General features: G+C 65.3%; 25 protein-coding genes. 8 read left to right on the forward strand and 17 right to left on the reverse strand.

Annotated features, from left to right (window positions below; genetic code table 11):
- Positions 1–134 precede the first annotated feature (134 nt).
- The 3 genes from ACSQ23_RS23025 to ACSQ23_RS23035 are packed head-to-tail and all read right to left on the reverse strand — an operon-like array spanning position 135 to position 1,867.
- On the reverse strand, positions 135–956 hold the full coding sequence (locus ACSQ23_RS23025) for an anti-sigma factor family protein (RefSeq protein WP_055999407.1): 822 nt from the start codon (positions 954–956) through the stop codon (positions 135–137).
- The gene (locus ACSQ23_RS23030) at positions 953–1,459 is read right to left on the reverse strand and encodes a sigma-70 family RNA polymerase sigma factor (RefSeq protein WP_436092050.1); all 507 of its coding nucleotides are present in this window, start codon (positions 1,457–1,459) and stop codon (positions 953–955) included. The genes ACSQ23_RS23025 and ACSQ23_RS23030 overlap by 4 nt, the downstream gene beginning before the upstream one ends.
- A gap of 15 nt (positions 1,460–1,474) precedes the next feature.
- Positions 1,475–1,867, reverse strand: coding sequence for a COG4315 family predicted lipoprotein (locus ACSQ23_RS23035; RefSeq protein ID WP_055882892.1), 393 nt, complete (start codon positions 1,865–1,867; stop codon positions 1,475–1,477).
- Positions 1,868–2,093: 226 nt separating this feature from the next.
- Between ACSQ23_RS23035 and ACSQ23_RS23040 the strand changes: the two genes are divergently transcribed.
- Entirely contained in the window at positions 2,094–3,197 is a 1,104-nt protein-coding gene (locus ACSQ23_RS23040) for a TRAP transporter substrate-binding protein (protein WP_055882894.1), read from the forward strand.
- Between the two features lie 105 nt (positions 3,198–3,302).
- Here ACSQ23_RS23040 and ACSQ23_RS23045 read toward each other — a convergent pair whose 3' ends face one another.
- Both ACSQ23_RS23045 and ACSQ23_RS23050 read right to left on the reverse strand, forming a co-directional pair.
- Positions 3,303–4,790, reverse strand: coding sequence for a TRAP transporter large permease (locus ACSQ23_RS23045; RefSeq protein WP_436092051.1), 1,488 nt, complete (start codon positions 4,788–4,790; stop codon positions 3,303–3,305).
- The gene (locus ACSQ23_RS23050) at positions 4,787–5,392 is read right to left on the reverse strand and encodes a TRAP transporter small permease subunit (RefSeq protein WP_055999415.1); all 606 of its coding nucleotides are present in this window, start codon (positions 5,390–5,392) and stop codon (positions 4,787–4,789) included. The genes ACSQ23_RS23045 and ACSQ23_RS23050 overlap by 4 nt, the downstream gene beginning before the upstream one ends.
- A gap of 164 nt (positions 5,393–5,556) precedes the next feature.
- Between ACSQ23_RS23050 and ACSQ23_RS23055 the strand changes: the two genes are divergently transcribed.
- Positions 5,557–6,153 carry an ArsR/SmtB family transcription factor gene (locus ACSQ23_RS23055; protein WP_436092052.1) on the forward strand — a complete coding sequence of 199 codons (597 nt, stop codon included), beginning with the start codon at positions 5,557–5,559 and terminating at the stop codon, positions 6,151–6,153.
- 10 nt (positions 6,154–6,163) lie between these two features.
- Positions 6,164–6,901, forward strand: a complete 738-nt coding sequence (locus ACSQ23_RS23060; RefSeq protein ID WP_436092053.1) for an SRPBCC family protein — start codon at positions 6,164–6,166, stop codon at positions 6,899–6,901.
- Between the two features lie 231 nt (positions 6,902–7,132).
- Here ACSQ23_RS23060 and ACSQ23_RS23065 read toward each other — a convergent pair whose 3' ends face one another.
- From ACSQ23_RS23065 to ACSQ23_RS23085, 5 genes are all read right to left on the reverse strand, one after another.
- Positions 7,133–9,145 carry an aldo/keto reductase gene (locus tag ACSQ23_RS23065; RefSeq protein WP_436092054.1) on the reverse strand — a complete coding sequence of 671 codons (2,013 nt, stop codon included), beginning with the start codon at positions 9,143–9,145 and terminating at the stop codon, positions 7,133–7,135.
- Positions 9,146–9,210: 65 nt separating this feature from the next.
- The gene (locus ACSQ23_RS23070; protein WP_055882904.1) at positions 9,211–10,299 is read right to left on the reverse strand and encodes an ABC transporter ATP-binding protein; all 1,089 of its coding nucleotides are present in this window, start codon (positions 10,297–10,299) and stop codon (positions 9,211–9,213) included.
- A gap of 11 nt (positions 10,300–10,310) precedes the next feature.
- Entirely contained in the window at positions 10,311–11,192 is an 882-nt protein-coding gene (locus ACSQ23_RS23075; protein ID WP_436092055.1) for a carbohydrate ABC transporter permease, read from the reverse strand.
- A complete protein-coding gene (locus ACSQ23_RS23080; RefSeq protein ID WP_082528324.1) occupies positions 11,189–12,016 on the reverse strand; it encodes a carbohydrate ABC transporter permease in 828 nt (275 codons plus the stop codon). The genes ACSQ23_RS23075 and ACSQ23_RS23080 overlap by 4 nt, the downstream gene beginning before the upstream one ends.
- 158 nt (positions 12,017–12,174) lie before the next feature.
- Entirely contained in the window at positions 12,175–13,446 is a 1,272-nt protein-coding gene (locus ACSQ23_RS23085; protein ID WP_436092056.1) for an ABC transporter substrate-binding protein, read from the reverse strand.
- A 107-nt stretch (positions 13,447–13,553) separates the two neighbouring features.
- Between ACSQ23_RS23085 and ACSQ23_RS23090 the strand changes: the two genes are divergently transcribed.
- Positions 13,554–14,438 carry a helix-turn-helix domain-containing protein gene (locus tag ACSQ23_RS23090; RefSeq protein WP_055883301.1) on the forward strand — a complete coding sequence of 295 codons (885 nt, stop codon included), beginning with the start codon at positions 13,554–13,556 and terminating at the stop codon, positions 14,436–14,438.
- 60 nt (positions 14,439–14,498) lie between these two features.
- Entirely contained in the window at positions 14,499–15,494 is a 996-nt protein-coding gene (locus ACSQ23_RS23095; protein WP_436092057.1) for a carbohydrate kinase family protein, read from the forward strand.
- Here the strand turns inward: ACSQ23_RS23095 and ACSQ23_RS23100 are convergent.
- From ACSQ23_RS23100 to ACSQ23_RS23110, 3 genes are read right to left on the reverse strand one after another with little or no spacing between them, the layout of a single operon-like run.
- Entirely contained in the window at positions 15,491–16,291 is an 801-nt protein-coding gene (locus ACSQ23_RS23100; protein ID WP_436092058.1) for an ABC transporter permease, read from the reverse strand. The two genes, ACSQ23_RS23095 and ACSQ23_RS23100, sit on opposite strands and share 4 nt — an antisense overlap.
- Before the next feature lies 1 nt (position 16,292).
- Complete coding sequence (locus tag ACSQ23_RS23105; RefSeq protein WP_436092059.1) at positions 16,293–17,087, reverse strand: ABC transporter permease; 795 nt, start codon at positions 17,085–17,087, stop codon at positions 16,293–16,295.
- The gene (locus ACSQ23_RS23110) at positions 17,084–18,085 is read right to left on the reverse strand and encodes an ABC transporter ATP-binding protein (RefSeq protein WP_436092060.1); all 1,002 of its coding nucleotides are present in this window, start codon (positions 18,083–18,085) and stop codon (positions 17,084–17,086) included. The genes ACSQ23_RS23105 and ACSQ23_RS23110 overlap by 4 nt, the downstream gene beginning before the upstream one ends.
- 165 nt (positions 18,086–18,250) lie before the next feature.
- Between ACSQ23_RS23110 and ACSQ23_RS23115 the strand changes: the two genes are divergently transcribed.
- Positions 18,251–19,132, forward strand: coding sequence for a c-type cytochrome (locus ACSQ23_RS23115; RefSeq protein WP_436092061.1), 882 nt, complete (start codon positions 18,251–18,253; stop codon positions 19,130–19,132).
- Positions 19,133–19,322: 190 nt separating this feature from the next.
- On the opposite strand, the gene ACSQ23_RS23120 is transcribed toward ACSQ23_RS23115, so the two are convergent.
- The 3 genes from ACSQ23_RS23120 to nadA all read right to left on the reverse strand — a co-directional run bounded on the left by ACSQ23_RS23120 (position 19,323) and on the right by nadA (position 22,761).
- Positions 19,323–20,912, reverse strand: a complete 1,590-nt coding sequence (locus tag ACSQ23_RS23120; protein ID WP_436092062.1) for an L-aspartate oxidase — start codon at positions 20,910–20,912, stop codon at positions 19,323–19,325.
- 27 nt (positions 20,913–20,939) lie between these two features.
- Entirely contained in the window at positions 20,940–21,308 is a 369-nt protein-coding gene (locus tag ACSQ23_RS23125; RefSeq protein ID WP_436092063.1) for a YegP family protein, read from the reverse strand.
- 397 nt (positions 21,309–21,705) lie between these two features.
- Positions 21,706–22,761, reverse strand: a complete 1,056-nt coding sequence (gene nadA / locus ACSQ23_RS23130; RefSeq protein WP_244488488.1) for a quinolinate synthase NadA — start codon at positions 22,759–22,761, stop codon at positions 21,706–21,708.
- Between the two features lie 136 nt (positions 22,762–22,897).
- Between nadA and eda the strand changes: the two genes are divergently transcribed.
- Positions 22,898–23,536: a bifunctional 4-hydroxy-2-oxoglutarate aldolase/2-dehydro-3-deoxy-phosphogluconate aldolase gene (gene eda / locus ACSQ23_RS23135; protein WP_436092064.1), complete on the forward strand. Its 639-nt coding sequence runs from the start codon at positions 22,898–22,900 to the stop codon at positions 23,534–23,536.
- A gap of 6 nt (positions 23,537–23,542) precedes the next feature.
- On the opposite strand, the gene ACSQ23_RS23140 is transcribed toward eda, so the two are convergent.
- On the reverse strand, positions 23,543–23,941 hold the full coding sequence (locus ACSQ23_RS23140; protein WP_436092065.1) for an META domain-containing protein: 399 nt from the start codon (positions 23,939–23,941) through the stop codon (positions 23,543–23,545).
- Positions 23,942–24,040: 99 nt separating this feature from the next.
- Here ACSQ23_RS23140 and ACSQ23_RS23145 point away from each other — a divergent pair, with 99 nt between their 5' ends.
- The gene (locus ACSQ23_RS23145) at positions 24,041–24,409 is read left to right on the forward strand and encodes a winged helix-turn-helix domain-containing protein (protein WP_436092066.1); all 369 of its coding nucleotides are present in this window, start codon (positions 24,041–24,043) and stop codon (positions 24,407–24,409) included.
- Positions 24,410–24,445 lie beyond the last annotated feature (36 nt).

Consider the following 24,445-nt stretch of genomic DNA (forward strand, 5'->3'; position numbering starts at 1 on the left):
GTCTAGCCGAAGACGCCCATACCTCGACGACCGGCGCCACGGAGCGCGGCCGGAACGATGGATGCAGCAATGTTCGCAGACTGGAACATGGGCGCGAACCTATGCGAGCGCGTGCCGCGGCGCAAGCGCCCGCGTCAGACGCCGCTCCAGGCACCGCCCGGCGCGCCGTCCGGACGCCAGGTGAGCTGCTGGTACACCTTCTTTGCCACCGCCTGCATCTGCGCTTCGGGCAGATCACCGACCACCGTGCAGGTGATCTTGTCGTTGGCCCAGTAGAAGGCGTCGAGATTGTCGCGCGCCGTGAACTCCTTATCGGTGCGGCGGTCGGGCAAGGCGGCGGTGATGTAGACGGTGACCCGCTCCTGCGCGGCGTTCTCGTACATCAGTTGCGCGGCGGGGCCGGTGGGCTCTGCGCCATAGCCGGGCAGCAGCCGGCCGCCGACCAGGGTGAAACCGTCGGCGGCAAGGTCGGGTGGGTTGATCGGGCGCTCGACGCGGTTGGACAGCCACGAGACGAGGTGATCCTTGTCGGCGGCGGCGACTTCGACGGCGTGGCGGTTTTCCTTGACGTAGAGGGCGTGCGCCGAGACCGCCGAGGCGATCAGCTCCTGGCGCGGCGGCGGGCTGAAATAGTCGCGGCCGGCCCAGCCGAGCGCGCCGCCCAGCGCCAGCGTCACCACCGCCGCGGCGGCGGCCTGCGCCCAGCCGAAGCTGCGGGTAGCGGCGGGTGAGCGGGCGATCAGATGCGGGTCGAGCCGCGATGGCACGGTCTCGTCGGCCGTGCTGCCGAACAGCGCGGTCAGCGCCTCGTTCTGGCGCTGCCAGTTGACCAGTTCGGCGGCCTTGTCGGGATGGGCAGCGAGCCAGGCCTCGACCTCGGCGGCACGCTCCGGCGGCAGCTGGCCATCGACAAAGGCGTGCAGGTCAGTTTCGGAAATTGGGGCGAGGTTCGTCATTTGACCGACCTCAATCTGGGTTCCTCGCCGCTGCCGGTCAATGCGCGGAGCGCCGCCCGGGCGCGGCCGAGGCGTGACATCAACGTGCCGGCGGGAATGCCGAGGACATCGGCGGCGTCCTGGTAGCTCATGCCTTCAAGCACGACCAGCAGCAGCGCCTCGCGCTGGTCGTCGGGCAGGCGGTCGATGGCGCGGGACATTTCGGCGAGGGCGATACGGCCCGGCTGGGCCGGAGCCACCGCGGGTTCTGAAACAAGGCTGTCGATGGGAACGTGCTCTCCACGGCGGCGCTCGAAGCGAAGGTCGTTGCGCCAGAGGTTGATCAGGATGCGGAACAGCCAGGCCTGCAGTGGGCCGGTTGGGGCGAACAGGCTCCGCTTTCGGATCGCCCGTTCGAGGCAATCCTGGACGAGGTCGTCGGCGCGGTCGGCGTTGCGCGTCAGCGCGCGCGCATAGCGGCGCAACGCCGGAACCGTCGCCTCGATCTCATCCAGGAAGTCCATGTGGCTCTGGCCGGCTTACTTTTCGACGGCAGTGTGCCAGACCTCGCCGACCATGTCGCCGGTGGTGTCGCCGGGCTTCTCGTCCTTCACCCAGAAGTAGAGCGGCCAGCCCTTGTAGGCCCACATCTTGGAGCCGTCGGTGCGGTCAACCAGGGTGAAATCGCCCTCGGGCTTGGCGCCGGCATCGGCGATCAGCGGCGGCCAGTTCTCGGCGCACTTGTCATAGCAGTTGGTGACGCCGACAGCGTCCTTGTCGAAGGTGTAGAGCGTCATGTCGTTGGCGCCGACAAGCACTTCCTTGCCGCCGATCTCCATCGTCTTGATGGCGCCACCGACATAATCCTCGGCGATGGCGGCAGTGGCGAACAGGGCGAGCGCGGCAGCGCCGAGCGTGACTGCAAGTTTCATGATGTCCCTCCGTTGGGCTTTTCGGGCACGGGCATTGGGCCGCGCCTCATTGTCTCCAACACCGCAGCTCGGGGTTTATTCCCGCGGCCGAACGATTTTGTGAGGAATTTGATCACGCTGCCACAGCGTCGAGGTTCGCGGCGGGTGGACAGCCGCAGTAACGCCTGTTCATCTACGCACAAGGCCGGATGGAACGGCCAGGCAACAGCCAAGGAGGACTACCTGAATGAAGAGGCGTGAATTCTTCAAGTCGGCCACCGCGATCACCGCCAGTGCCGCAGCAGCGACAACCCTCGCCGCGCCAGCGCTGGCGCAGAGCCAGCCCAAGGTAAGCTGGCGGTTGGCGTCGTCGTTCCCCAAGGGACTCGACACCATCTATGGCGGCGGCGAAACGCTGGCGAAATATGTGAGCGAGGCGACCGACGGGAATTTCACCATCGACGTGTTCGCCGCCGGCGAAATCGTGCCGCCGTTCGAAGTGGTGGATGCGGTTTCGGCCGGTACGGTCGAGATGGCCCACACCGTCGGGTATTATTTCTCCGGCAAGGACGTCGCCTGGGCGGCACTGGCCGCCATCCCGTTCTCGCTCAATGCGCGTGGCATGAGCGCCTGGTACTATCACGGCGGCGGATTGGATCTGTCGAACGAGTTCTTCGCCAACTACAATATCGTCGGCTTTCCGTGCGGCAATACCGCCGCGCAGATGGGTGGCTGGTTCCGCAAGGAGATCAACTCGATCGCGGACCTGCAGGGCCTCAAGATGCGTATCGGCTTTGCCGGGGCGATCATGAGCAAGCTCGGCGTGATTCCGACGCCGATGCCGGGTGGCGAAATCTACAACGCGCTGGAGAAGGGCACCCTCGATGCGGCCGAGTGGGTGGGGCCCTATGACGACGAGAAGCTCGGTTTCCAGAAGGTCGCGCCGTACTACTACTATCCGGGCTGGTGGGAAGGTGGCCCGACCGTGCATGCGTTGATCGGCAAGGCAAAGTTCGAAGAACTGCCGCCGGCCTACCAGTCACTGCTGAAGACCGCCTGCCAGGCGACGAGCAACGACATGCTGGCCAAGTACGACTATGTGAACCCCACTGCGCTGAAGCAGCTGGTGGCGGCCGGGGCGCAGCTCAAGCCGTTCAGCCCGGCAATCATGGAAGCGGCCTTCAAGGCGTCGACCGAGGCCTATGCCGAGTTCGAGGCATCGAGCCCGAACTTCAAGAAGATCTGGGACTCGATCAAGGCGTTCCGCAAGGACCACTACCTGTGGAACCAGGTGGCGGAGCTCAACTTCGATGCATTCCTGCAAGCGCAGCAGCGCAACAACGCCCTCTAGGGTCGGGGCGGAGGCGGTGGTTCGGTCCGCCGCCTCCGTCCATCCCTTCGGTTCAGTGTCATCCCCGCGAAAGCGGGGATTTCTGTTTCTGAGGCAAGACCGGGGTCAGTTGAAGCTCGGCGGCGGCGGGGCTTCGTACGCCGGCGCTGGCGCCCCGAACGAGGGTGGAGGCTGCGCCTCGAAGCTCGGGGCGGGGGTTGCGCCGCCACTCGACGACGGCAGCACGATCTCGACCGTATTGAGGTCGACCTCCGGGGCCTTGTCGAGGAAGAAGGTCACCAGCTCCGGGAAGGCGATGAGGATGCCGACGAGGATCAGCTGCAAGACCAGCCAGGGGATGGCGCCCATATAGATGTCGCGGGTCTTGACCTTGTCGCGGGGGACGATGCCGCGCAGGTAGAACAGCGCGAAGCCGAAGGGCGGGTGCATAAAGCTGGTCTGCATGTTGGCGCAGATCATCACGCCGAACCACACCAGGTTGATCCCCATGGCTTCGGCGACCGGCGCCAGCAGCGGGATGACGATGAAGGCGATCTCGAAGAAATCGAGGAAGAACGCCAGCACGAAAATGAAGATGTTGACGAAGATCAGGAAGCCGACCACGCCGCCGGGCAGGTGAGAGAGCAGGTGTTCGATCCAGTGACCGCCGCCGACGCCCTGGAAGACGAGGCTGAAGACGCGGGCGCCCAACAGGATGAACACCACCATAGCGGTGAGCCGCATGGTCGAGTTCATGCCCTCCCACATCAGCCCCCAGCTCAGCCGGCGGTTGAACCAGGCGAGGAGGATGGCGCCGACGACGCCCATGGCGCCCGCTTCGGTGGGGGTGACAAGACCGAGCAAGATGGTGCCGAGCACGATGAAGATCAGCGCCAGGCTCGGCACCGTGCCGCGGATGATCTTCTTCCACAATGGCCAGCCGCGCAGAGTGCGGGCCTCGGGGGGCAGGGCCGGCACATCCTCGGGGCGGAAGATCGACAGGATGAACACCCAGCCCATGAATAAGAGGACCTGGACGATCGAGGCGCCGGTGGCGCCGATATACATTTCGCCCGGCGAGCGCTGCAGCTGATCGGCGAGGACGATCAGCACCAGTGAAGGCGGAATCAGCTGGGTGATGGTGCCGGATGCGGCGATGACGCCGGTGGCGTGGCGCACATTGTAGCCGTAGCGCATCATCACCGGCAGCGAGATCAGCCCCATGGCGATCACAGAGGCGGCGACGGTGCCGGTGATGGCGCCGAGAATGGCGCCGACGATGATCACCGCATAGCTCAGCCCGCCGCGAATGCCGCCGAACAGCTGGCCAAAACCATCGAGCAGATCTTCGGCGAGGCCGGATTTCTCGAGGATCACCCCCATGAAGGTGAAGAATGGGATGGCCAGCAGCAGCTCGTTACTGAGCACGCCGTAGAGCTGGTAGGTGAGGTTGCCGAGGAAGTTCGGCGCGATCAGCCCGAGCTCGATGGCGACGAGGCCGGAAAAGAGGCCGATCGCGGCGAGCGAGAAGGCGGCCGGGTAACCGATGATGAGAAACACCACCAGCCCGCCGAACATGATCGGCGCCATGTTTTCGCGGATCATGTCGATCATTGCAGCGGCTTCTCGTAGGCGAACTCGCGGACATAATCCGTGGTGAGCGCGGCGATGCACTTGATGATCTCGGCGATGCCCTGCAGCAGCAGCACACCGAAGCCGAGCGGCAGCATCAGCCGCACCGGCCAGCGTGGCAGGCCACCGGCGGCGTTGGACATGATGTTCTGCGTCCAGGCCTGCAGGAACCACGGCCAGGTGAACCAGATCAGGAGGATGCAGAGCGGCAGCAGGAAGAACAGCCCGCCGAGCAGGTCGATCCAGGTGCGCGCCCGCTCACTGATGGCGCCATAGAACAGGTCGACGCGCACGTGTTCGTTGAGCTTCAGCGTCCAGGCGCCGCCCAGCATCACCATGCCGCCGAACATGTACCAGACCGACTCGCTGAGGACGTTGGAATACTGGGTGTAGAACCACACCAGGCCACCGAACACGCCGCCGCCATAGCTGCGCTCGAGCCAGATCATGCCGCTGATCGAATAGCGGAAAATCGCATTGAAGGCCGACACCAGCGCCGAGAACAGCACCAGCCAGATGGCGATAAGGCCGACCCGGCGGCTCAATTCATCGATGATGCGCGTAAAGCGCAAAGCCAGCGCCATCAGCGGCTGTTCCCCCCAACACTTCGGTTTCCTGCTGGCCCTGCTCTCACGGCGGGGACCGCACTGCAAGGCAACATGCTCGGGGTAGCGCGTCAACCGCGCGCCGACGGATTGTTGTGAAACCGTACATTTGACAACAAAAATTGTCTATTGTAGCAAGGGGCATGGATAACATGACCCCGGTATTGCTCGAGGATGCAGGCAAGGCGCGGCAGGCGATGACGCCACTGCGGCTGAAGCTGCTGGCGCTGCTGCGCGAGCCGGGTTCGGCGGCAACGCTGGCAGTGGCGCTTGAGCTGCCGCGGCAGAAGGTCGGCTATCACCTGCATGCACTGGAGAAGGCGGGGCTGGTGATGCCTGCCGGCGAGCGGCAGCGGCGCGGCTTCACCGAGCGGTTGTTCGTCGCCAGGGCCGGTTCGTTCGTCGTCGATCCCTCCATTTTTGGCGTCCCGCCGGCGGTGGAAAAGCAGGATCGCTTCGCCGCCGAGCACCTGGTGGCGCGGTCAGCCGAGACGGTGCGTGAGGTGACGCGGATGCAGGCCGCCGCGGCAGATGAGGGTACGCGGCTGCTCACCTTCACCATCGAGGCGGATATCGGCTTTGCCGCGCCGCAGGATATCGAGGCCTTTGCCGAGCGGCTGACGGCGATGGTCGCCGGGCTGGCCGAAGAGTTTGCGCCGAAGGGCGAAGGGCGTCGCTACCGCGTGCTGATCGGCGGGCACCCGGCGATCAAGGGCAAGCCGACTGACAAGGTCAATTGAGGAGTACGAAATGGCCGAGAAACAGGATCGCGTCATCGTCGAGATGACCATTGCGGCGCCGGTCGAGACGGTGTGGGCGGCGATGCGCGACCCTGAGCAGTTGCTCAACTGGTTCGGGTGGGATGCCGATACGCTGAAGGACGAGATCCAGTTCATCTTCTTCGACCACGCTACGGCAGATGAGGCCAACAAGGTGGTGGCGTTCGGCGAGTACGAGGGCAGCGCCGACCGGATCGAACTGAAGGCCGCGCCGGGCGGCACCATCCTGCGCGTCGTGCGGACCACCGCCATCAGCGGTGATTGGAATGCGTTCTACGAGGATACCTGGGAGGGCTGGACGACGTTCTTCCAGCAACTGCGGCACTATCTCGAGCGGCATGCGGGAGCGAAGCGGCGGACGCTGTTCCTTTCGGGGAAGCTGCAGGCGCCGGGGGCGCTGCCGGTCGAAGCGCTGGGGCTCGAGCTGCTATGGAGCGCCGCTGCGGGCAGCAAGGCGGCATTCGAGCTGCCGGTGGGTGAGCGGGTGGCCGGTACTGTGTGGCACCACTCGGAGCACCAGGTGGGGATGAGCGTCGATGGCTGGGGCGATGGGCTCATGGTGATCACCGACCAGCCGGCGCCGAATGGCGGACCGAATGGCGGCGGCACCGCGGTGCTGACGACGTTCGGGCTGTCGGACGCGGCGTTCGCGGCGCTGCAGCAGCGCTGGACGGCGTGGTGGGGAGAGCGGTTCGTGAAGGTGGGCTGACGGATAGAGACGGCCCCCTCCCTCGCCATTCGAGCGTAGCTCTCATGGCCTTCTCGTCTCAAATCGCTCCACTGGAGCGATTTGCCCTGCGGGACGGCTCGAAGTCCCCCATGAAGGGGGAGGTGAAGAGTCGAGGCTCTGTCTTCGATCGTGCCAACCACACCGGCGGGCACCTCCCCCTTTATGGGGGAGGATGGGAGGGGGCCGTCTGCTTCAGTAATAGAGGGGCGATTAGCCCTCCAGCCACTGCACCTGCTCAGCTGTCAGCTTGATGTCGAAGGCGTTCATGCTGTCGTCGAGTTCGCCCAGCTTGCGCGGGCCGATCAGCGGGATGGACGGGAAGTCCTGCGCCAGCACATAGGCGAGGGCCACGTGGATCGGGCTCTTGCCGAGCTTGGTGGCCAGTTCGATCGCCCGGTCGCGGCGGACGAAGTTCTGCTCGTTGTACCAGACGCGGACCATTTCCTCGTTGTCGCGCTTATCGCGGCCGGCGAGGTCGGTGAAGAAGCCGCGGGCCTGGCTCGACCAGGAGAAGTTCGGGATCTGGCGATCCTTCAGCCACTGCTTCCACTCTGATGTCGACGAGGTGACGCAGCCGGCCCAGATCGGGTCGAGCATCTCGGCAAGGGCGAAGTTGTTGGAGAGTGCCCCGGGCCGCTGCTTGCCGTGCTTGTCGGCATAAGCAATGGCCTCGTCGAAACGTTCGCGGGTCCAGTTCGAACCGCCGAACGGCCCGCGGATGCGGCCCTTCTTCACCTCGGCATCCATGGCGTCGACGAACTCGCCGACCGGCACGTCGAGGTTGTCGCGGTGCATGAAGTAGACGTCGACATAGTCGGTCTGCAGCCGGTCGAGCGACTGGGTCAGTTGCTTCGAAATCACGTCGGGATAGACCAGCGGGCTATGGGCGCCCTTGCCGATCACCACGGCCTCTTCGCGTACGCCGCGCGACTTCTGCCACTCGCCGAACAGTTTTTCGGTATAGCCGCCGGCATAGATGAAGGCGGTGTCGAAGATGTTGCCGCCCTTTTCCCAGAACGCATCGAGCAGGATGGCGCCTGAAGCGAAGGTGCGGAAATCCTCGAAGCCGAGGGCAGCGGCGGAGGCCGGCTTCTGCACACCCGGGATGGTGCGCTTGGGGATCACCGTGCCGCCGGATTTGAGCGGCCGGCCCGACAGCGTGTTGATGCGGCGGGTCGACTTCTCGATGCTGAACTCGATGCCGGCATCGGCGCGCCATTTATCGAGGGCGCGGGCCTGGCCGAGGCTGTCGGCCCAGGTCATGCCCGGTGCGGTCAGCTCCTGCCGGCCGGCGAGGATGGCTTCGGCAGCCGCATCCGCCTCGAACGAGAACAGGTGCTTCTGCTTGCCGACGCTGATCGTCTCGCGGCTGCCGTCATTGCGGATGATGTCGATCTTGCCGTCACCGCCTTCGCGCCCGCCATCGGCGAACCAGAAGTTCGGCACTTCGATGCGGCCATCGGAGCCGAGGATGCGCAGCACGTTGTCCTGGTTGACGAACACCGAGCAGCTGACCTCAGCAATGATGCCGTTCTCGAACTGCAGCAGCGCCGCAGCCCAGTCATCGGTGCCCTCGGCGTTGAGGCGGGCCATGCCGGAAACCTTCACCGGATCGGCGAACGGCCGCCCGAGCGAGGCGCCGGCGATGAAGCGCGACATCGAGACCGGGTAGCCGCCGACATCGAGGATGCCGCCGCCGGCCAGTTCGGAGGCGAAGATGCGGTGGTCGGGGATGAACTTGCCCATCTGGAAGCCGAAGCTCGACTTGATGGCGCGCACTTCGCCGATGGTGCCGGAATTCACCAGCTCCCACAGCTTCTGGGTCTGCGGGTGGAGGCGATACATGAAGGCTTCGCCGACGAAGGTGCCGGCCTTCTTGTGGGCGTGGATCACCGCGTCGACCTCGAAGGCGGTCAGCGCCATCGGCTTTTCGACCAGCACGTGCTTACCGGCTTCGGCCGCCTTGATCGCCCACTCGGCGTGGCCGGTATGGGGCAAAGCGAGATAGACCGCATCGACATTGGGGTCGGCGAGCAAGGCGTCATAGCCGTGGATGACGCGGGCGCCCGGGAAATCGTCGGCGAGGCCGGGCTTGTTCGGGTTGCGGGTGGCGATGGCTTCGAGCTTACCGAGGCGCGAGTCCTTGAGGCCGCGGGTGAAGTCCTTGGCGATGGCGCCCGGGCCGATGATCCCCCAGCGGATCGGTGCGGTGATTTTGGTCAATTGGAAGTCCTCTTCGAAATCGGAAGAACGGCGCCGCGCCGCGCGGAGCCTGGGTGGAAATGCTGTCAGCGCAACCGCTTGCCGGCGGCGTCGAACAGGAAGGCGTGCCTGGCGCTGATCGCGACGGTGAGGCTGTCGAGAGCGCCATGGTCGCGCGATTCCTCGCGCTCGATGATGAGCTGCTCGCCGCCCGGCGCCCGGGCATAGAGGTAGCTGGTCTGGCCGAGATGCTCGGCCACGTCGATGCCGACGGTGATGTCGCTGTCCCCCTTGCCGGCATCGGCGAAGTGCTCCGGCCGAACCCCCAGGGTGACTTTATCGCCCTTGTTGGCACTGGAATCGGCGATCGGCAACGCGACCTTCGTACCCCCGTGGTTGGCGAGCGCGACGACCAGCTTGCCGTTGTCGCGATCCACCACTTCGGCGGCCATGAAGTTCATCTTGGGCGAACCGATGAAGCCGGCGACGAACAGGTTGTCGGGGTTGTCGTAGAGTTGCAGCGGCGCGCCGACCTGGGCGATCTCGCCCTCGCGCAGCACCACGATCTTATCGGCCAGCGTCATCGCCTCGACCTGGTCGTGGGTGACGTAGATCATCGTCGCCTTGAGTTCCTTGTGCAGCCGCGCGATCTCGATGCGCATGTGGACGCGCAGCTCGGCATCGAGGTTCGACAGCGGTTCGTCGAACAGGAAGACCTGCGGGTGCCGGACGATGGCGCGGCCGATGGCGACGCGCTGGCGCTGGCCGCCGGAGAGCTGCTTGGGCAGCCGATCGAGCAGCGGGTCGAGTTCGAGGATGCGCGAGGCTTCCTTTACCTGCTTTTCGATCTCGTCCTTGGGCTTGCCGGCAAAGCGCAGTGCGAAGCCCATGTTCTCGCGCACCGTCATATGCGGGTAGAGCGCATAGGTCTGGAACACCATGGCGATGCCGCGCTTGCTGGGATCGACATCGTTCATGCGCTCGCCGCCGATATCGAGCTCACCCGAGGTGATCGGCTCGAGCCCGGCGATCATGCGTAGGAGGGTAGACTTGCCGCAGCCCGATGGGCCGACGAAGACCACGAACTCGCTACTGTTGATGTCGAGGTCGACGCCCTTGATCACTTCGAGGTTGCCGAAGGCCTTGCGGATGCCCCTCAGCTTCAAGTTGCTCATGTTGAGAGACCTTATTTGACCGCGCCCAGCATGCCTTCGACGAAGCGGCGCTGGAGCACGAAGAAGATGAGGAGGGTGGGGAGCGTGGCGAGGATGGTCCCCACCATGATGACGCCCCATTCGGGATAGTAGGCCGAGCTCAGCGACTGGATCACCAGGGTGATGGTCTTCTGCTCGTTGGTCTGCAGGACGATCAGCGGCCACAGGTAGTTGTTCCAGTTGGCCATGAACACGATGATGATCGCCGCCGCATAGGTCGAGCGCATCACCGGCAGGTAGACGTAGAGGAAGATCTGCCACTCCTTGAGCCCGTCGATGCGGGCCGCGTCGCGCAGCTCCGAGGGGAAGGCCTTCGTCGCCTGGCGGAAGTAGAAGATGATGAAGATCGAGGCGATGGCCGGGAGCAGGATCGCGGCGTAGGTGTTGATGAGCTTGAGGTTGGCCATCATGATGAACAGCGGGATCATCAGGGCGGCGAACGGGATCGACAGCATCAGCAGCAAGGCGCCGAAGATCTTCTCGCGGAAGCGGGATTTGAACATCTCGAAGCCGTAACCGGCCAGCGAGGAAATGATCAGCGTCAGCACCGTCCCGACAATGGCGAGAAACGCCGAGTTCCAGAAGATGCGTGGCGCGTCGACCGTGGTGAAGAAGGTGACGATATTGGCCCATAGCGCATTGCCGAGGGTCGCCTTGCCGGTGAGCACGTCGGCGGCCGTGTTGGTGCTCGAGACGAACATCCAGATGAACGGGAAGATCGAAACGAAGGCGGCGATGCTGAGCAGCAGGTAGACGAGACCGCGGCTCACCAGCGCGAGCAGGTTGAACGAGGGGTTCGAACGTCGTGCTGCGAGCGCCGGGCTCAGTTCGGTGGCTTGATCGAGCGTGCTCATCGACGGTCCCTCGCGACCAGAAACTGCAGGAAGCTCAGGATGCCGACCAGCACCACGATGACGTAGGACACGGTCGAGGCGTAGCCGAAGTTCGGCATGAACTTGAAGGTCAGGTTGTAGATGTAGAGCGACAGGGTGAGCGTCGAATCCGACGGACCGCCCAGGGTCAGCACGTTGACCTCGTCGAACAGCTGCAGCGTGCCGATGGTGGAGATCACCGAGGTGAACAGGATCACCGGCTTCAGCATCGGCACGGTGATGTACCAGAAGCGAGCCCAGGCCGGCACGCCATCGATACGCGCTGCTTCATAGATCGAGCGGTCGATGTTCTGCATCGCGGCCAGGTAGAAAATCATGTTGTAGCCGGTCCAGCGCCAGGTGATGGCGGAGATCACCACGACCTTGGCCCAGAACGGATCGCCCAGCCACGGGATCGGGTCGGCGATGAGGCCGCTGGCGAGCAGGAAATCGTTGATCACGCCGTCATTGGCGAACATCGACTTGAACAGGATCGAGTAGGCCACCAGCGAGGTGATGCAGGGGAGGAAGATGGCGGTGCGGAAGAAGCCGCGGCCCCACAGCCTCGTGTCGTTCAGCGCTGTCGCGAACAGCAGCGCCAGCACCAGCATGATCGGGACCTGGATGATCAGGAAGGTGAAGGTGTTGCCGAGGGCACGCAGGAAGATCGGATCCTGCGTCAGGCGCACGATGTTGGCGAAGCCGCCAAAGCTGAAATTCATCCCGCGACCGGTCTGGAAGCTCATCCAGAGCGACCAGACGATGGGGTAGACCATGAAGAGCCCAAGCAGCACCAAGGCGGGCATAACGAAGAGCCAGCCGTTGATCTGCTCGGAACGCTCGAGTTTCGTTTGTGCTGCCACGCAAACGCTCCCGCCCAAAAAGATGCCAATGACATTTGCCGCCCGGGGGGGCGGCAACATGCCGGAGATGGGGGCGGGCGAACCCGCCCCCGGGGAGGATCTTACTGGATCTGCTGCTTCACCTGGGCGTCGATGGCCGCGATGGCCTCATCGACCGAACCGCCCTTGGCGAGAGCCGGAAGCTGCGCGACGATCGCCGCATCGACTTCCTGGGTGAAGATGCCGTAGTTCACGGCCGGCACGGCAGCGAGCCAATCGGAGAAGTTCTGCCACACGGCCTGGCCGCCGAAATACTCGTCGCTGGCCTTGTAGGCGGCGCCTTCACGAGCGGCGAGGAGCGAGCCGAGCGCACCCTGGTCGACGAGAATCTTCTGGTAGAAGTCGACGTCCTTGCCCCAGATCGTGGCGAGGAAGTCAGAGGCTTCGTTCTTTTCGGCCGAGGACGAGAGCACGTACCAGCTCGAGCCGCCGAGGTTCGAGGCGTGGGTGGCGCCTTCGACGTTCGAGAGCTTGGGCAGCGGCGCAACGCCCCACTTGCCGGACTGGTTGGCGGCCTTGATGGTGGCGGTCATCCACACGCCGGTATAGACGGCGGCGGTCTCACCCGAGACGAACGCGCCGGTATATTCGTTCCAGCCGGCGACGGGCTTGTAGATCTCGGGGGTCTGCAGCAGCTTCGAATAGGTCTCGAGCGCCGCCTTGAAGGTCGGGCTGCCGGCGATGTCGGCCTGCCCATCGGGGGTGAAGTACCACTTGCCCGCCGATTGCAGCATGATGCGGATGGTGCCCGCGTCATTGATGTCGACGCCGAGCAGCGGGTGGCCGGTCTTCTCCTTGACGGTCTTGCCGATGTCGATCAGCTGCTCCCAGGTGATATCCTGCAGCGCGGCGGCATCGAAGCCGGCTTCCGAGAGGTAGTCGGAGCGGTAGAACAGGCCCGTGACGCCGGAGTCGAAGGGCAGCGAGTAGGTCTGGCCGTTCACCGTGGCGAGCTCGACCTTGTAGGGCGCGAAGCCGGCATAATCGACCTTGCCGTTGAGCGGCTCGAAGGCGCCGGGGAACGACTGCAGGTACTTCTGTGCGCCGTAATCTTCGATCAGCACAATGTCGGGCAGGCCGTCGGTGGCGCCCGAAGCGAGCTGCGCCTGCAGCTTCTGCTCGAGGTCGGCCTTGGCGAAGTCGACGATGTTGAAGGCCACGTCCGGGTGCGCCGCGGTGTAGCGGGCCGCGGCTTCCTTCATGGTCGCGCCGTTGAAGTTGGGGTCCCAGCACCAGACAGTGACTTCGGCTGCCGAAACAGCGGCGATGGACAGTAGGCTGACGCCGAACGCCAGGCCGAGCGTGCTGCGCCACCGCGAATGGATGCGATCCATGTAATCCTCCCGTTTTCATTTGGCTCACCTTGGGCAAGCGTGGTTAGAATATGCGACCAAAGGCGCATGTCCGCGACAAAGGGAAACTCGACTTGGCGGAAAGTAAGGTGCATGAGCGTGCGGTCTACCAGCCGCATGCAGGCAGCGTCGAAGCCCATCCGACGATCCTGTCGACCTTCCATAACCACCCGCTGGTGATGCTGAAGCCGCACTGGCACGCGCAGGTCGAAGTCAATTTCATCGTCGCCGGCACCGTGCACTACCGCATGCACACCCACGACCTGACCCTGAGCGCCGGGCAGATGGTGCTGTTCTGGGGCGGGCTGCCGCACCAGATGGATGATCTCTCCGACGACGCAATCTATGCCGGGGCGCATCTGCCGCTGATGCATTTCTTCCGGCTGCGGCTGCCCGAGGATGTGCCGCACCGGTTGATGCAGGGGACGACCCTGCTGAGCTGCACGCCCGATGATTCCGATGCGCACAATTTCGCGCGCTGGAACCGCTATGCCCGCTCGGGCGATGTGGTGAAAGCACAGCACGCGGTGGATGAACTGTTGCTGCGGCTCGAGCGGGTGCGGTTCGAACCGTACGAGCTGGTGGGTGACAGCAAGGCGGCCGGCCATGCGGTCGAAACCGCCGAAGTGCAGTCGTCGCGCAATGTCGGCAAAATGTGTGACTACATCGCCGAGAATTTCCTGCACGAGATCGACTCGGTCGATATCGCGCGGGCGGCGAACCTCCATCCGAAATACGCCATGAGCATCTTCAAGCGCTCGACCGGCATGACGCTCAACGAGTATGTCAGCCTGTTGCGGCTCAGCTACGCGCAGGCGCTGCTGCTGCGCGACGACGCCAATGTGCTGCGCGTCGCGATGGAATCGGGGTTCGGCTCACTCAGCGCCTTCAACAAGTCGTTCCGCAAGATCGCCGGCATGTCCCCGTCGGATTTCCGGCGCGACGCCTTCATCCCCGGAGCGCTCGCCTCCTGAGCTTGAACTTTTGCGCATCGGCATTGTAACGATGCGAAACTTCTAGCGCGGGGATGCTCAATGTTCGTAGTGGGTGGCGAAAGCCTGATCGACCTGATCTCGGAGCCGGTCAGGGCCGATGGGGTGATCCGGCTCGTGGCGCACCAGGGTGGGTCGCCCTATAACTGCGCCATCGCGCTTTCGAAGCTCGGCAACGATACCGGCTTCCTCTGTCCGATCAGCACCGATGGCCTCGGTACCTACCTCCTGGCGCCACTGGCGGAAGCCGGGGTGAAGCCGCTGCTCGCCGAGCGGGTGGAGGCCTACACGACGCTGGCGGTGGTGACGTTCGATGCCAAGAAAAGCGCGCAATACGGTTTCTATCGCAACGCCGATCGCGCCTTCACCCGCGAGGGGCTGATCGCGGCGCTGCCCGCCAAACTCGAGGCGTTCCAGGTCGGCGGCTTCTGCCCGATCGAACCCGAGGATGCAGCGATCTGGCTCGATGTGGCGAGGGAAGCGGCGCGGCGGGGCGCGACGCTGACCATGGACCCCAATGTGCGGCCATCGCTGGTGCCGGATTTTGCCGGCTACAAGGCGCGGCTCTCGAGCTTTCTCGACATCGTCAACCTGGTGAAGGTGTCGATCGAGGATCTCGCCTCGCTGGAGCAGAGCCGGGCGGTGCGGGCCACCGAGCTGACAGGCGCCGAGGTCGAGGCGCTGGTGAGCAAGTACGTGGCCGATTTCCTTGGCCGAGCCAATTGCGAGCTGGTGATCGTCACCTTCGGCGACGAGGGCAGCCGCGCCTTCACTAAATCGGGCTCGGCGAAGCAGGGCGTTTACCCCGCCGTGCCGTTCGGCGACACGGTGGGGGCCGGCGACACGCTGATGGCGGCGGTGCTGACGCTGCTCAACGAGCAGGGCAACCTCAAGCCGGGCAAGCTTGGCGCGATGGATGATGCGGCGCTCGCGACGATGCTGCGTTTCGGCGCGGTGGCGGCTGGGCTCAACTGCCAGTTTGTCGGCTGCCATCCGCCGACCCGCGGCGAGGTCGACGCGGTGCTGGCCAAGGGTTAGCCGCCGGCGCCCTGGTAGCGATCGAGCGCGTAGCGCCACTGCCACATGGCGAGCGCCACAAAGAACGGTCCGGCGAACAAGGCTGCCGGGCCGGCCCAATCGCCGAGGATCGGCACGGGCTTACCGAGCAGTACCGCGACCGGCACGGCGGCCATGAAGCCGAGCGGCACCAAGCTCAGCATCGTCGCCTGGATGGCGGTGGGGAAGATGTTGATCGGGTAGCGCGACAGCTCCCAGAAGCCGAAGAACAGCGAATAGAGGTGGTTGGAGCGGGTCCAGATCAGCGCCGTGGCGCCGATCATGGTGAGCGTCGCGCCGGTGACCATGGCGGCGCTGATCAGCGCACCGACGAAGTAGGCGACCCAGCCGATCGACCAGGGCACGGCGACGATGCTGAGGGCCCAGCCCATCATAGCGATGCCGAGCAGGGCGTGGCCGGTATAGCCGGGGTTGAGCCCGGAAAACACCATATAGGCCCAGGGGCTGACCGGCTTGGTGAGCAGTGTATCGAGGGTGCCGAGCCGCACCGCCTCCTCGAGCTGGCGCATCTGGGTGAAGCTCATGCAGGCGCCGAGCGAGTAGCCGAGCAGGTGGAACGAGAACAGCAGCGCCAGCTCCGACCAGTTCCAGCCGGCAATGGTGTCGAAGCGGTCGGCGAGGATCCAGATCACCGCGAATGAGCTGGCATAGGTGATGATCTGGGCGATGCGGTCGATCCAGAAGGCGCCGCGATATTCCATCTGCGAGCGCAGATACATCAGTGCGAGGCGCGGCAGGATGCGGAGGGTGCGCAGCATCTCAGCCTCCCTGTACGACGATGCGGGTGGAGGCCTTGCGCCACAGCAGCGCTACGCCGCCCGCCAGCAGCGCCGCCCAGCCGAGGCCAAGGCCGAAATAGGCAAGGGTCGCCGTGACGTCGAGCCGCCCAAGCCACACCGCCGAGGGGTAGTAGACGATCCAGGCGAAGGGCAGGTGCGCCGCGATGACGGCGAGGGGGGCGGGGAAGAACCAGAATGGGATCAGCTGGCCGGACAGCAGGTTGAGGATCGCCTGCATCATCCATTCGAGCGAGAACGAGGTGAGGAGCCAGAAGGCGACAAGGCCGAACAGCGCCGAGAGCAGCGCGATGATGGTGTAGGCGAGGAGGCCAAAGGCGACGAACATCACGCCATGGAACGGGGTCGCCGGCGGCAGCATGCCGTAGACGGCGGCGACAACCGCGACGGTGGGCACGACGAGGATGACGAAGCGGAAGGCGGCGCGGCCGAGTTCGGTGGCGAGCACATAGAGCGGGAAGCTGGCGGGCTTCAGCAGCCATACGGCGACGTCCCCGGTGCGCAGCGCCTGGCCGATGCCGCTGACGATCGATTCGTAGCGGATGGCGCCGGTGACCGCGCCGCCGAGCAGGGCATAGGTCACCATCTGCTCGAGGCTGACGCCGGCAATGCTGGCGCTGCCGCCATAGATGGCAACCCAGATGGCGACGCGGGCGAAAACCTGCACCAGCTTGCCGATCATGTTGGCCCAGACTTCGTTGCGGTAAGCGAGCTGGGTCAGAAAGGCGCTGCGGGCGAAGGCGAAATAGACGCTCATCGCACCGGTAACTCGGCGTTGCGGCGCTGGTAGAAGGTGCGGATTACCTCCTCGATATTGGGCTCCTCGAGCGAAATATCCTTCAGCGTCGTGGTATCGCCGAGCTCGTCGAGCACGTGCACCAGCGAGACGTCGTCGCGATCGAGGAGGTAATGCTTGCGCAGGCCATCGTCGGAGGTGAGGCGTGCGCTTTTCAGCTCGAGCGGGCCGGGATCGGCGGCGAATTCCAGCATCAGCCGGCGGGCCGAGCCGAGGGCGGTGCGCAGCTTCGCCGTTTCGCCATCGAAGATCAGGCGGCTGTGATCGACCATGATCAGGCGCGGGCAGATCTCCTCGATATCCTGCAGGTCGTGCGTGGTGAGGATGATGGTGGTGCCGCGCTCGCGGTTGACGCGCGACAGGAACTTGCGCACCGCATCCTTGGCGACGACGTCGAGGCCGATGGTCGGCTCGTCGAGGAACAGGATTTTTGGATCATGCAGCAGCGCCATGACGATCTCGGCGCGCATGCGCTGCCCCAGACTCAACTGCCGCACGGCGCGCTCGAGGAAGGGCTCTAGGTCGAGCAGCTGGCTCAGGGATTTGAGGTTTTCGTCGAAGCGCGGTCGGGCGATGCCGTAGATCTCGCGATGCAGTTCGAACGAGTCGCGCACCGGCAGATCCCACCAGAGCTGGCTGCGCTGGCCGAAAACCACGCCGATCTCGCGTGCGTTGGCCTGGCGTTCGCGGTGCGGCACGCGCCCGAGCACGGTAATGTCACCGACCGACGGCACGAGGATGCCGGTCATCATCTTGATCATGGTCGATTTGCCGGCGCCGTTCGGGCCGAGATAGCCGACCGCCTCGCCGGCGGCGATGGCGAAGCTCACGTCGGTGACCGCTTCGACCTCGGTGTATTCGGCGGTGACCAGCGTCTTCAGCGCGCCGAAGAAGCCGGGGAACCGGCGATGCTGCCGGAACCGTTTGGAAACGGCTCGTGCCTCGATGATTTGAGCCATGGTCGAGGCCGCCCCCTCGCGGCCCGGAGCGAGGGTAGCTGATTCCCTGGGCCTCACAGGCTCGTCAGTTGCGGTTGATTGGCGGCGCTGATCAATTGCCGCCGGAGCTGCGTGGGGCTGATCTCCATCGTGTCGTCGAGTTCACGAGCAGTGAGGAAGGCCCAAATGCGTCACTGGGTTTGGATGCTCCTGGTAGCAGTGCTGCTGGGGGCCGGGATCGCCGTCTACATGCTGAAGCCGGTGCAGGGCGCGGCGCGCGACCTGGCGCTCACCGGCGACGTGACACGCGGGCAGTATTTGCTGCGGCTCGGCGACTGCATCACCTGTCACACCGACAAGAAGAACGGCGTCGCCGAACTCGGTGGCGGCCCCGGGTTGGTAACGCCGTTCGGCACGTTCTATGCGCCCAACATCACCTCGGACCCCAAGGCGGGCATCGGCGGCTGGACGCTGGCGCAGTTCTCGAAAGCAATCAGCGATGGCGAAGGGCCAGCCGGGCATCTCTATCCGGCGTTTCCCTATGAGAACTACACGCTGATGAGCGACCAGGATGTCGCCGATCTCTACGCGGCGCTGCAGCAGGTGCCGCCGGTTGCCACCTCGGCCAGGCCGCACGAGGTGGCCTTCCCGTTCGATATGCGACCGCTGGTGGCCGGCTGGAAGAACCTGTTCTTTACGCCACGCCGCTACGAGGCCGATGCCAGCCATTCTGAGCGCTGGAACCGCGGGCGCTACCTGGTCGAGGGGCCGGGGCACTGCGTGATGTGCCATTCGCCGCGGAACCTCCTCGGTGCGGTGGAGAAGGGCAAGGAACTGACCGGCAACCCGGCCGGCGGCACCGGCGGCAGGGCGCCGGCCCTGACGGCCGAGCGGCTGAAGACCGAAGGCTATGACGTCGCCTCGATCGCCAGCGCGCTGAGCGACGGCTTCACCCCCGAGTTCAACGTGCTGGGCAGCGCCATGGGCGAGGTGATCGCCGACGGCACCTCGTTCTGGACCGAAGCGGACCGCGAGGCGGTGGGGGCGTATCTGCTCGGGGAGGAGTAGGTTACTTCGACCCTCCCGGAACGGTCCTGCGCTGCTCGGCCAGCCTCCGGCGCCCCTCAGCGAAAGCTGGGACCCATCTCACCGCCTGCGCCTGAGGATAGTTGGGTCCCAGCTTTCGCTGGGATGACACCCGGTGGATGGGGCAAAGACCGGGCCCAGCAAATCGGCCGAAGTAGCCCGGTCGACCTCGTTACGCTCCGGCACGGATGGCGAGGGCGTCTTCCAGGGTCATCTCGGTATGGTGCTCCCATTCGGGGCGCGGTTCGGGGAAATCGGTGCGGAAGTGGCCGCCGCGGCTTTCCTCGCGCTGCAACGCACCGGCGGCGACCAGCGTCGCCGAGGTGGTCATGTTGAGGAACGAGCGGGTGACGCCCTGCGCCGTGGCCTCGATCTCGGCGATCCGGCGCAACGCGGTGCGCAGGTCCGTGGCGTTGCGCTCGACCCCGACCAGGTCGGTCATGGTGCGGCGCAATTCCTTCACCGAGATGTGGTTGCGCAGCCGCTCCTCCACCGCCTCGCCCTCGACCGGGTCCCAGCCGATACCGGGGAAGGGGGCAAGCGGGCTGCGGAGCGGCTCGAGACCGGAGATATCGGCAGCGATGCGGGCGCCATAGACCACGGCCTCGAGCAGCGAGTTCGAGGCAAGGCGGTTGGCGCCATGCAGGCCCGTCGACGAGCACTCGCCGGCGGCCCAGAGGCCGGGCAGCGAGGAGCGGCCATTGGCTTCGACCTTGACCCCGCCCATGTGGTAGTGCGCCGCCGGGGTGACCGGGATCAGCTGGGTCACCGGGTCGATGCCGAAATCGGTGCAGTATTTGGCGACGGTGGGGAAGGCGGTGAGGATGCGCGCGCCGATCGCCTCGCGGGTATCGAGGAACACCTTCCGGCCGGCCTTGATCTGACGGTAATTGGCGCGGGCGACGATATCGCGCGGCGCCAGCTCGGCATCGGGATGGATCGCCGGCATGAAGCGCTCGCCGAGGTCGTTGACGAGGATGGCGCCTTCGCCGCGCAGCGCCTCGGTGGCGAGCGGGGCAGGGTCGGCGCCGGTAGCGATGGCGGTGGGGTGGAACTGCACAAACTCGGGGTCGGCGATCAGCGCCCCGGCCCGGGCCGCCATGCCCATGGCATGGCCGCGCACCCCGGAGGGGTTGGTGGTGACGGCATAGAGCCCGCCGAGCCCGCCTGCGGCTAGCACGGTGGCGCGCGCCCGGATCAGCACCGGCTCGGCATAGCGATCACCGAGCTTGCGCGCATAGACGCCGATGATGCGGCCGTCGGCGCGGGCGAGATCGACGACGGTCAAACCCTCGACGATGCGGATCGAGGGGGTCTTGCGCACCTCGGCGATGATCGCCTGCATGATGGCGTAGCCGGCGCGGTCGCCTTCGACACGCACCACGCGGTTGCGCGAGTGGGCAGCTTCCTTGCTCAGCACATAGTGGCCGAGCTCGTCGCGATCGAAGGGGGTGCCCCAGCGGGCGAGGTCCTCGATGCGCGCCGCGGCTTCGGCGGTCACCGATTCCGCTTCGTCCTCGTCGACGATGCCGGCGCCGGCGATCTCGGTGTCGACGGCATGGGCATGCGAGGTGTCGCCCGGACCGACCGCGGCGGCGACGCCGCCCTGCGCCCAGGCAGACGAGGCGCCGTTGCCGAGCGGCACGGGGGAAATGACGGTGACGGGGCGGGGAGCGAGCTTCAGCGCGCAGAACAGGCCAGCCAAACCAGCGCCGACGATGAGGGCACCGTCGGCGTTGAGGACGTTGTCAGTAAAGGTCATCGGTCTCCCCCGGGCGAAACGCCCGGATCAGGCCTCGTCGACCACAGGGGTTTCTGCAGCGCGCTTCTTAAGCGATTCTATGGCGTTTTTGGCGCTCGACTTCGACTTGTAGGTTTCGGTCCGGACCATGGTCTCGCCGTTCGCCGCAACGAAGCGGACGAAGGTCTGGCCATCCTTGGAGGCTGCGAGCTCAAAGCGGTAGCCCTTGCCGGTCTCGCCCTTGGCCGTATCCACCACAGCTGCCGAAGGGGCGTTCTTCTTCAGCGAGGCAATGGCGTTCTTGGCGCTGTCCTTGCCCGCATAGTTCTCGGACCAGAAGATGGTCTCGGCGTTGTAGACGTATTTGGCGACGAACTGCCCGCCCTTGGCGGAGGTGATCTTGAAGGAATGTGGCACGACGCTTTTACCCCTCGGTTGCGGGCCGGGAAGTCGTGGCCCGATAACGCAAATCTAGCGCGGTGCGGGAGTCGCGCAACCCTCAAAGTCAGGCACGCGCTTGATTTGATTGAGCTTGGACCTGAGGGGCTGCCTACTGAGGGGATACCTACGTAGACGAAAGTCCATATCCGCCGATACAGCACGCATCATTGCGGCAGCTGGGGTTGCCCGACGCGCGAGGCCGGCGCGGGCTGACCCCCACCCCTGTCCCCTCCCCCTAAGAAAGGGGAGGGAGAACCTCACGCTGATATCGAGGCTAGCGTCTCCCTCCCCCTGTTCAGGGGGAGGGGACAGGGGTGGGGGTCAGCCCACACCGGCGCTTGGCTAGTGCGCGGTCGGCTGGTTTGCGCCGGGATCAATCCCGTTTCTTGGAAAAATCGATCATCCGCTGCACGGCGGCGCGGGCGGGTTCGAGCAGTTCGTCGGCGACGGTGACTTCCTCGGTCATGGTGTGGAGCGACCACAACACGTTCTCGAGGTTGATGCGCTTCATGTGCGGGCAGATGTTGCAGCCGCGCAGGAAATCGACGCCGGTCGCTTCCGAGGCGACGTTGTCGGACATCGAGCACTCGGTGACCATCACCACGCGCGGCGGCTTCTGCGTCTTCACATAGTCGATCATCGCGGCGGTCGAGCCGGCGAAATCCACAGCGTCGATCACCTCGGGCGGGCACTCGGGGTGGGCGATGATCTTGGCCGTCGGGTAAGCGTGGCGCAGCTCGGCGATGTCGGCGGCGGTGAAGGTTTCGTGCACCTCGCACGAGCCGGCCCAGGTGATGACCTTCTTCTGCGTCTTCTTGGCGGTGTTGCGGGCCAGGTACTGGTCGGGGATCATGATCACCGTGTCGCCGGCGACGCCATTGACGATATCGGCGGCGTTCGACGAGGTGCAGCAGACATCGGTCACCGCCTTCACCGCGGCGGAGGTGTTGACGTAGGTGATGACCGGCACGCCCGGATACTGGGCGCGCATGGCGATGACATCCTCGGGGGTGATCGAGGAAGCGAGCGAGCAGCCGGCCCGGCTGTCGGGGATCAGCACGGTCTTTTTGGGGTTCAGCAGCTTCGACGTCTCGGCCATGAAGTGCACGCCGCACTGCACGATGATCGACTGCTTGACCTTGGTGGCCTCAATGGCGAGCTGCAGGCTGTCGCCGACGATATCGGCGACGCCGTGATAGATCTGCGGCGACTGGTAGTTATGGGCGAGGATGACCGCATCCTTCTCCTTCTTCAGCCGGTTGATCTGCAGGATCAGCGGCGCATAGAAGGGCCATTCGATCTCGGGAATACGGTCTTTCACCCGCTCGTAGACGCGCGACGTGACGCGTTCGACCGCCTTGGTGAACTTGAGGTCGAAACTCTCCGCGAGGATGGCGCGAGCCTCCTCCAGCGGGGTGAGAGCGTTGATAAGCTGCACCGGACCGTCCCTCCAGACGCGGCAGACTTAAGGTCGATTGGCCGCCATTTCAATGTCGCGATTTGGCTTGATCGGCATGCGGCAAGTGCCTAACGCTCTCGCCGAACGACAGCCCTCGAGGATCGCCATGCCGCAAGACGCCGCCGCCCTTCGCCAGACTCTCTCGCTTGCGCCGGTGATTCCGGTCATCGTCCTCGACGATGTGTCGGCGGCGCGGCCGCTGGCCGAAGCGCTGGTGGCCGGTGGCCTGCCGGTGCTGGAAGTGACGCTCAGGACCCCGCACGCGCTGCAGATCATCGAGGAGATGGCCAAGGTGGCGGGCGCTGTCGTCGGTTCGGGCACGGTGCGCTCGCCGCTGCAGATGGGCCACTCGGTCGATGCCGGCTGCCAGTTCATGGTGTCGCCCGGCGCCTCGCCGCGGCTGCTCGAAGCGGCCGAGGAGCACAAGATCCCGCTGCTGCCCGGCATCGGCACGCCGACCGAGGCGATGACCGCGTCGGAACATGGTTACTCATTCCTTAAGTTCTTCCCGGCCGAGGCGCTGGGTGGGGTGAAGGTGCTGAAGGCCTATGCCAGCCCGCTCGCCGACATCACCTTCTGTCCGACCGGCGGCATCGACATGGCCAAAGCCAAAGAATACCTGGCGCTGCCCAACGTGATCTGCGTCGGCGGCTCGTGGATCATGCCGGCCGATGCCATTGCCAACAAGGACTGGAAGCGGATCGAGACGCTGGCGCGCGAAGCGGCGGCGTTGAAGCGGAGCTAACTCTGCTCAGAGCGCCCGCAGCGTCGCCAGCTTGCTGCCGGCACTATCGATGAGAACCAGCACGCCGGGCTCGGCGTGAAACTTGACGGTGGCCGCGAGGACGGCGAAAAAGCTCGCCTCCTGCGCCATGGTTGCCGGTTCGCACGCCATCTCGGTCCAGGCGATGTCGGTAAACTGCAGCGCGTTGTCATTGATGGCGACGCCGCCGCCGAAGCTGTTGCAGCCGCCGCTGCCGGAGGCGCGCCCGCCCGGCTCGACTTGCAGCGTGGTGCGCACACCGGGCGTGACGACGCCGTCGCGCAGTTCCTCGAGCGCCCAGTTGCCATAAAGCGGCGAGCCGCCGGCGGAAGCCGGGGTGGCGGCTGCGAGGGCGAAGACACAGACGAGCAGGGCACGGAGCGGCATTTCAACCTCCATCGGCGCGATGGGTCATACCTCTCTGCCATTGTGGCAAAGCCGTGATCCGAACTGCTATGGGTGGGCCGATGGCGCCCCGGAGGAGCGATGCACGGCAATAAGACGATCGGCCTGTCCCACCTCCGCATCACCCTCAGCGAAAGCTTCTACATCGGTCCCGGCCGTGCCGACCTGATGGAACTGATCGCCGAGACCGGCTCGATCTCCGAGGCCGCCAGGCGGATGGGGATGTCGTACAAGCGGGCCTGGGGGCTGGTGCAGGTGCTGAACGAGGGGTTCGGAGCGCCGCTGGTCGAGGCGTCGCGCGGTGGCAACGCGCAGGGGGCGTCGCTCACCGCTGCGGGGCGCGAGGTGCTGGAGCGCTATCGCGGCATGCAGGAGGCGACGCGCAAGGCGATCGCGCGGGATGTCGAGGCGCTCAGCGCGCTGCACGGCGATATGTCCGAGAGAAAATAACGCTTGCTGCCTGCATCTGGCGTTGGCACAACCTTC

This window comes from Devosia sp. LjRoot16, assembly GCF_964252795.1.
Lineage (GTDB): Bacteria > Pseudomonadota > Alphaproteobacteria > Rhizobiales > Devosiaceae > Devosia_A.

Excerpts from the sequence above, each read along its gene's own strand:
- ACSQ23_RS23050 (WP_055999415.1), bottom strand. The coding sequence starts at position 5,392 with ATGGCGCTGGCTTTGCGCTTTACGCGCATCATCGATGAATTGAGCCGC.
- ACSQ23_RS23060 (WP_436092053.1), top strand. The coding sequence starts at position 6,164 with ATGGCCGAGAAACAGGATCGCGTCATCGTCGAGATGACCATTGCGGCG.
- ACSQ23_RS23035 (WP_055882892.1), bottom strand. The coding sequence starts at position 1,867 with ATGAAACTTGCAGTCACGCTCGGCGCTGCCGCGCTCGCCCTGTTCGCC.
- ACSQ23_RS23110 (WP_436092060.1), bottom strand. The coding sequence starts at position 18,085 with ATGGCTCAAATCATCGAGGCACGAGCCGTTTCCAAACGGTTCCGGCAG.
- ACSQ23_RS23030 (WP_436092050.1), bottom strand. The coding sequence starts at position 1,459 with ATGGACTTCCTGGATGAGATCGAGGCGACGGTTCCGGCGTTGCGCCGC.
- ACSQ23_RS23070 (WP_055882904.1), bottom strand. The coding sequence starts at position 10,299 with ATGAGCAACTTGAAGCTGAGGGGCATCCGCAAGGCCTTCGGCAACCTC.
- ACSQ23_RS23080 (WP_082528324.1), bottom strand. The coding sequence starts at position 12,016 with ATGCCCGCCTTGGTGCTGCTTGGGCTCTTCATGGTCTACCCCATCGTC.
- ACSQ23_RS23025 (WP_055999407.1), bottom strand. The coding sequence starts at position 956 with ATGACGAACCTCGCCCCAATTTCCGAAACTGACCTGCACGCCTTTGTC.
- ACSQ23_RS23140 (WP_436092065.1), bottom strand. The coding sequence starts at position 23,941 with ATGCCGCTCCGTGCCCTGCTCGTCTGTGTCTTCGCCCTCGCAGCCGCC.
- ACSQ23_RS23115 (WP_436092061.1), top strand. The coding sequence starts at position 18,251 with ATGCGTCACTGGGTTTGGATGCTCCTGGTAGCAGTGCTGCTGGGGGCC.
- ACSQ23_RS23040 (WP_055882894.1), top strand. The coding sequence starts at position 2,094 with ATGAAGAGGCGTGAATTCTTCAAGTCGGCCACCGCGATCACCGCCAGT.
- ACSQ23_RS23055 (WP_436092052.1), top strand. The coding sequence starts at position 5,557 with ATGGATAACATGACCCCGGTATTGCTCGAGGATGCAGGCAAGGCGCGG.
- ACSQ23_RS23095 (WP_436092057.1), top strand. The coding sequence starts at position 14,499 with ATGTTCGTAGTGGGTGGCGAAAGCCTGATCGACCTGATCTCGGAGCCG.
- ACSQ23_RS23105 (WP_436092059.1), bottom strand. The coding sequence starts at position 17,087 with ATGAGCGTCTATTTCGCCTTCGCCCGCAGCGCCTTTCTGACCCAGCTC.
- ACSQ23_RS23145 (WP_436092066.1), top strand. The coding sequence starts at position 24,041 with ATGCACGGCAATAAGACGATCGGCCTGTCCCACCTCCGCATCACCCTC.
- ACSQ23_RS23045 (WP_436092051.1), bottom strand. The coding sequence starts at position 4,790 with ATGATCGACATGATCCGCGAAAACATGGCGCCGATCATGTTCGGCGGG.
- eda (WP_436092064.1), top strand. The coding sequence starts at position 22,898 with ATGCCGCAAGACGCCGCCGCCCTTCGCCAGACTCTCTCGCTTGCGCCG.
- ACSQ23_RS23120 (WP_436092062.1), bottom strand. The coding sequence starts at position 20,912 with ATGACCTTTACTGACAACGTCCTCAACGCCGACGGTGCCCTCATCGTC.
- ACSQ23_RS23085 (WP_436092056.1), bottom strand. The coding sequence starts at position 13,446 with ATGGATCGCATCCATTCGCGGTGGCGCAGCACGCTCGGCCTGGCGTTC.
- ACSQ23_RS23100 (WP_436092058.1), bottom strand. The coding sequence starts at position 16,291 with ATGCTGCGCACCCTCCGCATCCTGCCGCGCCTCGCACTGATGTATCTG.
- ACSQ23_RS23075 (WP_436092055.1), bottom strand. The coding sequence starts at position 11,192 with ATGAGCACGCTCGATCAAGCCACCGAACTGAGCCCGGCGCTCGCAGCA.